Genomic DNA, 7,570 nt, shown 5'->3' with positions numbered 1-7,570 from the left:
GCGCGAAAGGAGTTCGCCAATGACCGCCAAAAAGAAATGGTCGGCCGAGGTGACCGAGCACAGCGATGCGCTGGATCTCGAAGAGCACGTCTTCGAATCCGACGATGCCAGGAAGATCGCCGCTTCGCTCAAGCGCTCGGCCGAGCACAGCCACCGCCGCAAGGCGGAGCCGTTCCGGTCCGCAATGTCGATGCTGAATTTCTACATCAACCGCGCCGGCAGGAACCTGCCGGAAGCGCGAAAGCGGGTGCTGGAAAAGGCGAAGGACGAATTGCGCGTCGCCTTCGGGCGCGAGAAGCAGGACTGAGGCCTGTTGGGATTCAAGGTCAGGCCGGCCTCACCTGAATATCGACAGGCCTTAACGCGAGCGGATGACGTCGTCGGTATTGGCGAGCAGCTTGCGCACGGCATTGCGCGCCGCATCCGGCCGCTGCAGCCGGATGTTCCTCTCGATCGCTTCGTGCAGTTTCTGGGCGTGCTGCAGGTCGTCCAGTTCGCGTGTCGTATAGGCAAAGAGGTGGTCGAAGGCGGATTCGATGAGGACGCCGAGCGGCACCAAGAGGTCGTTGCCCGAGGCACGGAGGATGGCGAGGTGGAAGCGCGTGTCGGCGCGGGTGCGCTCCTGCAGGTTGGTCGCCTCGCCCATCTCGCGGCAGGCCTGGCTGATCTCGGCCATCTGTTCGTCGGTGCGCCGCATTGCTGCGAAAGCCGTCGCCTCCGGCTCGATGATGTGGCGGAACTCCTGCACCGTTCGCAGGAACACGTCGCGGTCGGGCGAGGTCGCGTACCAGGCGAGCACGTCCCGGTCGAGCAGGTTCCAGCGCTCTTTCGGCTCGACCCAACTGCCGATCTTGGGCCGCGACGCCAGAAGGCTCTTTGCCATCAGCATCTTGATCGCCTCGCGCACCGCCGAACGGCTGACGTCGAAGGTTTCCGACCATTTCGCTTCGTTGGGCAGGATGGTGCCGGGCGGATAGTCGCCGCGCACGATCCGAAGGCCGATTTCGCTCGCCAGCGACGTGTGCACACTGGCGCCAGGGATGCGTGGCGAGTTGGGCCGCCGGACGCCCGCCGGACGCTCGGCGGATGCCGCTTTCTTCGGCTTTTTTTCGTTGTTCGGCTTTGCGTCCCGCATATGTCCAGAAAGTCCGGTTTTCAGAAGCTGTCAAGCCGGGCAAGCCAGCTTTGCCTCAGGGCACGCGGATGTGCACAGCTCAACCAGCATTTGTCTCCCCTCACGCGGCCTTGACGTATTTGCGCCAGCTGTGTTCGGGCCGGAAGCCCAGCACATCGCGCGCCTTACGGTTCGACAGCAGCGTCTCGAATTCACCGAGCTCGGCTTTCACCGGCACGCCGGGATAGAAGCGCTTCAGGAGCTCGGCCGTCGGCAGGTCGGACGAGGTGTCGTCATTGGCCGCGTTGAAAACCTGATAGCCCAGCCCGTCCTTCTCGATGGCGCGAAGCGTGATCTGGCCGAGATCGCGGGCGTCGATGTAGCTCCAGGCGATGCGCTTGCGGAAGCCCGGATCGGCGAACCATTTCGGGAACAGCGCATATTCATGCGGCTCGATGACGTTGCCGATGCGCAGCGCATAGATGTCGAAGCCGCTGCGCAGCGCAAAGGCGCGCGCCGTCTTCTCGTTGACGATTTTCGACAGCGCATAGCTGTCCATCGGATCGACGTCGTAGTCCTCGTCGAGCGGGAAATGCGTCGGGTTGCGCGGCTCGTTGGCGAAGACCAGGCCATAGGTCGTCTCGCTGGAGGCGATGATCACCTTGCGGATGCCGAGCTTCACCGCCGCTTCGATGACATTGTAGGTGCCCATCGCGTTGATGCGGAACACCTCGTTGTCGGGCGTGATCATGATGCGCGGGATGGCGGCGAAATGCACCACGGCATCGACCGGTTGCGCCCGCAGCGACGGATCGAACTCGTGCAGCCCCGCATAGCTCGACAGCGCGTTGAACACCTGGCCGCTGTCGGTGATGTCGGTGATTAAAGTGCGCACCTTCGGGTTGTCGAGCGGCCTGGCATCGATGTTGAGCACCTGGCAGCCATGCTCGACCAGATACTGGACGACATGACGGCCGGCCTTGCCGCTGCCGCCGGTGAACATGATCCGCTTCGTCATTTTGCTCTCCACATTGCTCAAAAATTATGCGTATTGTCAGACAATATGGCATTCCGCAATCGCCCGCCACCGCCAAGGCCCGCGAAAAACCTTCATGGCAAAGCGCTCGCCGGCCGGTCGGGTCGGCGCCGATCATCAAGAATGACAGGGACGAAACGACATGACCACCACCGCTGCCCGCGAAAACATCGGTTTCATCGGCCTCGGTCTGATGGGGCACGGCATCGCCAAGAACATCGTCGACAAGGGCTATCCGCTGACCTTCCTCGGCCGCAAGAACCGCAAGCCGGCGGAAGACCTGATCGGCCGCGGCGCCAAAGAAGCATCGAGTTCTCGCGATGTGGCGGCTGCCTCCGACATCGTCTTCATCTGCGTCACCGGCTCGCGCGAGGTCGAAGCCATCATTCGCGGCCCCGGCGGCCTGAAGGAAGGCCTGAAGCAAGGCGCCGTGGTCGTCGATTGCTCGACCTCCGACCCGGTCTCGACGGTGGCGCTGGCGGCCGAGCTCAACGCGCTCGGCGTCGACTATGTCGACGCGCCGCTGAGCCGCACGCCGAAGGAGGCCTGGGAGGGCACGCTCGACGCCATGGTCGGCGCGCCCGACGCGGTGTTCGCACGGCTGAAGCCCGTGATCGAGACCTGGGCCGGCCGCATCGTCCATATCGGCGACACCGGCGACGGGCACCGCATGAAGCTGCTCAACAATTTCATCTCGCTCGGCTATGCCGCGATCTACTCCGAAGCTCTTGCCTTGGCGCAGAAGGTCGGCATCTCGCCGCCGCGCTTCGACAGCGTGATCCGCAACGGCCGCATGGATTGCGGCTTCTACCAGACCTTCATGCGCTGGACGCTGGAGGGCGACCGCGACGCGCACAAATTCTCCATCGCCAATGCGTTCAAGGATCTGACCTATCTGGAATCGATGGCGGGTGCTGCCGGAATTGCCAATCCGCTGGGCAACGCCACCAAGAACTCGTTCGCGACCGCCTTCGCCGCGGGGCCGGCCGACCAATATGTGCCGATGCTGGCCACGCATGTCGGCAAGCTCAACGGCGTCGACCTGATGCCGTCGAAGGATGGCGTGAAGCAGAAGATCTGACAGTCACCGGCGCGAGCACTCCCTCTCAGCGCCGCGACCGCCCGATCACCTCGTCCGTGTTGGCGAGCAGCTTGTGCACGGCACTTCTCGCGGCGGCCGGGCGCTGCAGGCGGATGTTCCGCTCGATCGCCTCGTGCAGGGACTGGGCCCGCCGCTGGTCGCTGTGCTCGCGCGTGACGAAGACGAAGAGATGGTCGAGCGCCGACTCGATCAGCACGCCAAGGGGCACCAGCAGCTCATTGCCGGAGGCGCGCAGTATGGCGAGGTGAAACCGCGTATCGGCGCGCGTGCGCTCCTGGATATGCATCGCCTCCCCCATCTCGCGGCAAGCCTGGCTGATCTCGACCATCTGCTCGTCGGAGCGCCGCACCGCCGCAAAGGCGGCCGCCTCGGGTTCGATGATGTGGCGGAACTCCTGCACCGTCCTCAGGAACACCTCGCGGTCGGGCGAGGTCGCGTACCAGGCGAGCACGTCCCGGTCGAGCAGGTTCCAGCGCTCTCGTGGTTCGACCCAGCTGCCGATCTTCGGCCGCGACGCCAGAAGGCTCTTGGCCATCAGCATCTTGATGGCTTCGCGCACCGCCGAGCGGCTGACGTTGAAGGTTTGCGACCATTTGGCTTCATTGGGCAGGATGGTGCCGGGTGGATAGTCGCCGCGCACGATCCTGAGACCAATCTCGCCGGCCAGCGAGGCATGCACGCTGAGACCGGCGATCCGCGTCGCCTCGAGCTTACGAACCGTGGCCGGCTGGACTGGCTCGGCCAAGCGCTTCCCTGACTTTTCCCGTGGCATCCGCGTTCCGGTGCCTCCCGTCGCGGGCAGAAGTCGCCCGCAATCATCCGCTAAGAAATTTCGGGCGCATGAAGCCTCTCGCCTGTTGCCGGAGGCAAAGGCCGCGTTCATGATCCGAGCGGAAAAGGGTGAAGGGCGCCCACGAGGGGCGCCCCACCTATCGAAGTCTACTTCTGGATGCAGGTGTCGACGGTGTCCTTGGTGCATTCGTCGAGGCCGGTGAAGACCGGATCATCGACCTTCTTGCCGCCGATGAGGTCGAGCATCACCGAAGGCGCCTTGTAGCCCATTTCGAACGGCCGCTGGCCGACCAGCGCGGTCACCAGGCCGTCCTTGGCGATCGCCACTTCGTCGCCGATCGTATCGGCCGCGCCGATGACGAACTCGTTCTTGGCGATCTTGTCGGCCATCGGCTTGAACAGGTCGCGATAGGGCTGCGGGGCGCCGAACAGCGGCCAGCCGCCCATGATGCCGAAGGCGTCGAGCTTCGGATTGGCGGCGAGGATGTCGGTCATCGCCTGCACGCCCTTGGCGCCGTCGTCATTGGTGAACACCGGGCAGCCCGCCACCTCGGTCCAGCCGCCTTCGCCGGCTAGCGCCGACAGGCCTTCCTTGCCCGACAGCGCGTCGCGCATGCCCTGCGCGCGGCGCAGGATGTTATCGGCCGCGGGATTGCCTTCGATGGTGCAGATCGTGCCGCCGTTCGGCTTGGCCTTCTTGATGTATTCGCCGATCTTCTTGCCCATCAGATAATTGTCGGTGCCGAGATAGGTCTTGCGAACCGCTGCATCTTCCTTGGCAAGGTCGGCGTCGACCGTCATGATCGGGATCGACGGATTGGCGCTCTTGATCGTCTGCGCGATCAGCGGCGCGTTGGACGGCGAAATGGCCATTGCGACCGTGTCCGGCTTGCTCAGCATATCCTGCACGATCTGGGCTTCGCCGGCCTCGTCCGAGGTCGATGCCGGGCCGGTGTAGAAGCATTCATATTCGGAGCTGGCGTTTTCCTTGTTCCATTTCTCGCAGCCCTGGTGGATGGCTTCGAAAAACGGGTTGTCGAGACCCTTCACGACAATGACGAGCTGTTTCTTGGCCAAAGCCGGCCCGGCGCCCAACGCCATGGCGGCGACGGCGGCGAGCAAAAGTGATTTCCTCATATCAGTCCTCCCTTGAAACCAGACGGACACGACGTGCCCGCCACACCGATCGACCCGGATGCAACGAACACGGCAGTCGCCTCGAATGCTCGTGTCTTAACCCGGGCCGATAAGCATTTGCCGATCCGTTCCAGCTCGAATGAGCGCTGGCGTTGCCGGATCCTGACCGAATCCCTGCCGACCGCTTCCATTGAACAGCGATTTGCGAGGGCAAATTCTTCCTCCGACGCTAGCTAATAACGGCTCGCAGCCAACGTCAATTCCTATTTGTCCTACAAAACCGATTTTTCGACGAGTTTCGAAATTAATCATCCGACAGTTGATTGACGCCCATGCGGGCTTTTGCCTAAATGCACCGATCGCGCCCGCTCGGGAGGAGTTGGAGGCGCTAGGTCCATACGGCGTCGACAGTCATGTCGGAGGATGGCCGCAGGAAGAAAATGGGGAGGCTTAAGGCTGGTGTCGGTTCTCGAACTCGCCAACATCTCGAAGCATTTCGGCGCCATCCAGGCGGTGAACGATGTTTCGTTCACGCTGGAGGCCGGACAGGTCGTCGGTCTGATGGGAGACAACGGCGCCGGCAAGTCGACGTTGGTCAAGATGATCGCCGGCAACTTCCGCCCGAGCCATGGCACCATGCATATGGACGGCAAGGAGCTGATCCTGCACAAGCCGGCCGAGGCTCGCCAGCACGGCATCGAGATCGTCCACCAGGATCTGGCGCTCTGCAACAATCTGACGGCCGCCGCCAATGTCTATCTCGGCCGCGAGCTTCGCCGAGGCATCGGACCGTTGCGCATTCTCGATTATGCCGCGATGTACAAGCGCGCCGGCCAGCTCTTCGCCGAACTGAAGTCCGAGACGCGCCCGCGTGACCTCGTCAAGCAGATGTCGGGCGGCCAGCGGCAGGCGGTGGCGATCGCCCGCACCATGCTGTCGCAGGCCAAGATCGTGCTGATGGACGAGCCGACGGCGGCGATCTCGGTCAGGCAGGTCGCCGAAGTGCTGAACCTGATCCGCCACTTGCGCGACCAGGGCATTGCCGTCGTGCTGATCAGCCACCGCATGCCCGACGTCTTCGACGTTGCCGACCGCGTCATCGTCATGCGGCGCGGCAGGAAGGTCGCCGACAAGAAAATCGCCTCGAGCTCGCCCGAGGAAGTCACCGGGCTGATCACCGGCGCCATCGAACAGGTCGCATGAGCGCCGCAACCCCGGAACTCGCCGCGCGGACGCGGCCCATCACCGGCAGGAAAGGTCGATAATGGCAGTTACCCTTGACCAGACGATCGCGCAGAAGCAGCACAGCTTCCTGTCGCGCATACTGTCCAGCCAGACCTTCTGGGTGGTGATCGCGGTCATTCTGGCCTGTCTGTTCCTGTCCGTTGCCACCGACGCCTTCGCCACGCAGAAGAACCTCTACAACATCACCCGCAACATCACCTTCGTCGCCATCGTCGCGCTCGGCATGACTTTCGTCATCATCACCGGCGGCATCGACCTTTCGGTCGGCTCGGTGCTGTGCCTGTGCTCGATGGTGCTGGCCGTCACCATGCATGCCGGCTATTCGATCGAGGTCGGCATCCTGGCCACGATCGTCACCGCGCTCGCCATCGGCGCCTTCAACGGCGTGCTTATCGCCTATCTCGACTTCCCGCCTTTCGTGGTGACGCTCGGCATGCTCTCGGTCGCCCGCAGCCTCGCCATGGTCGCCTCAAACAACACCGTTGTCTTCCAGTTCGGGCCGGACCACGACAAGCTTCTGGCGCTGGGCGGCGGCGCCTGGCTGTTCGGCATCGCCAACCCGGTGCTCTACATGATCATCCTGGCTCTGATCACCGGTTTCATCCTGCGCTGGACCAAGTTCGGCCGGCACATCTTCGCCATCGGCGGCAATGAGCATGCGGCGACGCTGACCGGTGTTCCGGTGCGCCAGATCAAGGTCGCGGTCTACATGATCTCGGCTTTGTCGGCGGGTCTGGCCGGCATCATCGAGACCGGCTGGCTCGGCGCCGTCACCACCAATATCGGCACCGGCATGGAGCTCCAGGTCATCGCCGCCACCGTCATCGGCGGCGCCAACCTCGCCGGCGGCGTCGGCACCGCCTTCGGCGCCATCGTCGGCGCCGCACTGATCGAGGTGATCCGCAACAGCCTCGGCCTGCTCGGCATCAACGCCTTCTGGCAAGGCACCTTCATCGGCGGCGCCATCCTGCTCGCCGTGCTGTTCGACCGCATCCGCAACTTCCGGCGCAGCGACTGAGGCGCAATCTTCCCTTCTCCCCTTGTGGGCTAGCGTGCGCACACATTTGCTTCGTGCTGTGGTCAAGCGTGAAGAGGCGCCGTCGGAAAATGGCTTGAAGCGGTTGAATTGTATGTGATTCTGTAG

General features: G+C 63.5%; 8 protein-coding genes. 4 read left to right on the top strand and 4 right to left on the bottom strand.

Going from position 1 to position 7,570, the window contains the following annotated elements:
- Window positions 1-19 precede the first annotated feature (19 nt).
- Window positions 20-307, top strand: a complete 288-nt coding sequence (locus EOA29_RS19125; RefSeq protein WP_126092994.1) for a DUF3175 domain-containing protein — start codon at window positions 20-22, stop codon at window positions 305-307.
- Window positions 308-358: 51 nt separating this feature from the next.
- Here EOA29_RS19125 and EOA29_RS19120 read toward each other — a convergent pair whose 3' ends face one another.
- On the bottom strand, window positions 359-1,135 hold the full coding sequence (locus EOA29_RS19120) for a FadR/GntR family transcriptional regulator (RefSeq protein WP_126092993.1): 777 nt from the start codon (window positions 1,133-1,135) through the stop codon (window positions 359-361).
- 100 nt (window positions 1,136-1,235) lie between these two features.
- Window positions 1,236-2,132, bottom strand: coding sequence for an NAD(P)-dependent oxidoreductase (locus tag EOA29_RS19115; RefSeq protein WP_126092992.1), 897 nt, complete (start codon window positions 2,130-2,132; stop codon window positions 1,236-1,238).
- Between the two features lie 160 nt (window positions 2,133-2,292).
- Between EOA29_RS19115 and EOA29_RS19110 the strand changes: the two genes are divergently transcribed.
- Window positions 2,293-3,231 (top strand): NAD(P)-dependent oxidoreductase, encoded by a 939-nt coding sequence (locus tag EOA29_RS19110; protein ID WP_127221290.1) that lies wholly within the window; start codon window positions 2,293-2,295, stop codon window positions 3,229-3,231.
- A gap of 25 nt (window positions 3,232-3,256) precedes the next feature.
- Here EOA29_RS19110 and EOA29_RS19105 read toward each other — a convergent pair whose 3' ends face one another.
- Together EOA29_RS19105 and EOA29_RS19100 are read right to left on the bottom strand one after the other, a co-directional pair.
- Window positions 3,257-4,024 carry a FadR/GntR family transcriptional regulator gene (locus EOA29_RS19105; protein ID WP_126092990.1) on the bottom strand — a complete coding sequence of 256 codons (768 nt, stop codon included), beginning with the start codon at window positions 4,022-4,024 and terminating at the stop codon, window positions 3,257-3,259.
- A 167-nt stretch (window positions 4,025-4,191) separates the two neighbouring features.
- Window positions 4,192-5,181: a sugar-binding protein gene (locus EOA29_RS19100; protein ID WP_126092989.1), complete on the bottom strand. Its 990-nt coding sequence runs from the start codon at window positions 5,179-5,181 to the stop codon at window positions 4,192-4,194.
- 459 nt (window positions 5,182-5,640) lie between these two features.
- Between EOA29_RS19100 and EOA29_RS19095 the strand changes: the two genes are divergently transcribed.
- Window positions 5,641-6,384, top strand: a complete 744-nt coding sequence (locus EOA29_RS19095; RefSeq protein ID WP_126092988.1) for an ATP-binding cassette domain-containing protein — start codon at window positions 5,641-5,643, stop codon at window positions 6,382-6,384.
- A gap of 61 nt (window positions 6,385-6,445) precedes the next feature.
- Window positions 6,446-7,444 (top strand): ABC transporter permease, encoded by a 999-nt coding sequence (locus EOA29_RS19090; RefSeq protein ID WP_126092987.1) that lies wholly within the window; start codon window positions 6,446-6,448, stop codon window positions 7,442-7,444.
- Window positions 7,445-7,570 lie beyond the last annotated feature (126 nt).

The organism is Mesorhizobium sp. M1E.F.Ca.ET.063.01.1.1, from assembly GCF_003998155.1.
GTDB lineage: Bacteria > Pseudomonadota > Alphaproteobacteria > Rhizobiales > Rhizobiaceae > Mesorhizobium.
This window is presented reverse-complemented; position numbering and strand designations above follow the sequence as displayed.

What these genes read in the sequence shown, in the direction of transcription:
- EOA29_RS19115 (WP_126092992.1), bottom strand. Translation starts at nt 2,132, where the DNA reads ATGACGAAGCGGATCATGTTCACCGGCGGCAGCGGCAAGGCCGGCCGT.
- EOA29_RS19110 (WP_127221290.1), top strand. Translation starts at nt 2,293, where the DNA reads ATGACCACCACCGCTGCCCGCGAAAACATCGGTTTCATCGGCCTCGGT.
- EOA29_RS19100 (WP_126092989.1), bottom strand. Translation starts at nt 5,181, where the DNA reads ATGAGGAAATCACTTTTGCTCGCCGCCGTCGCCGCCATGGCGTTGGGC.
- EOA29_RS19090 (WP_126092987.1), top strand. Translation starts at nt 6,446, where the DNA reads ATGGCAGTTACCCTTGACCAGACGATCGCGCAGAAGCAGCACAGCTTC.
- EOA29_RS19105 (WP_126092990.1), bottom strand. Translation starts at nt 4,024, where the DNA reads ATGCCACGGGAAAAGTCAGGGAAGCGCTTGGCCGAGCCAGTCCAGCCG.
- EOA29_RS19120 (WP_126092993.1), bottom strand. Translation starts at nt 1,135, where the DNA reads ATGCGGGACGCAAAGCCGAACAACGAAAAAAAGCCGAAGAAAGCGGCA.
- EOA29_RS19125 (WP_126092994.1), top strand. Translation starts at nt 20, where the DNA reads ATGACCGCCAAAAAGAAATGGTCGGCCGAGGTGACCGAGCACAGCGAT.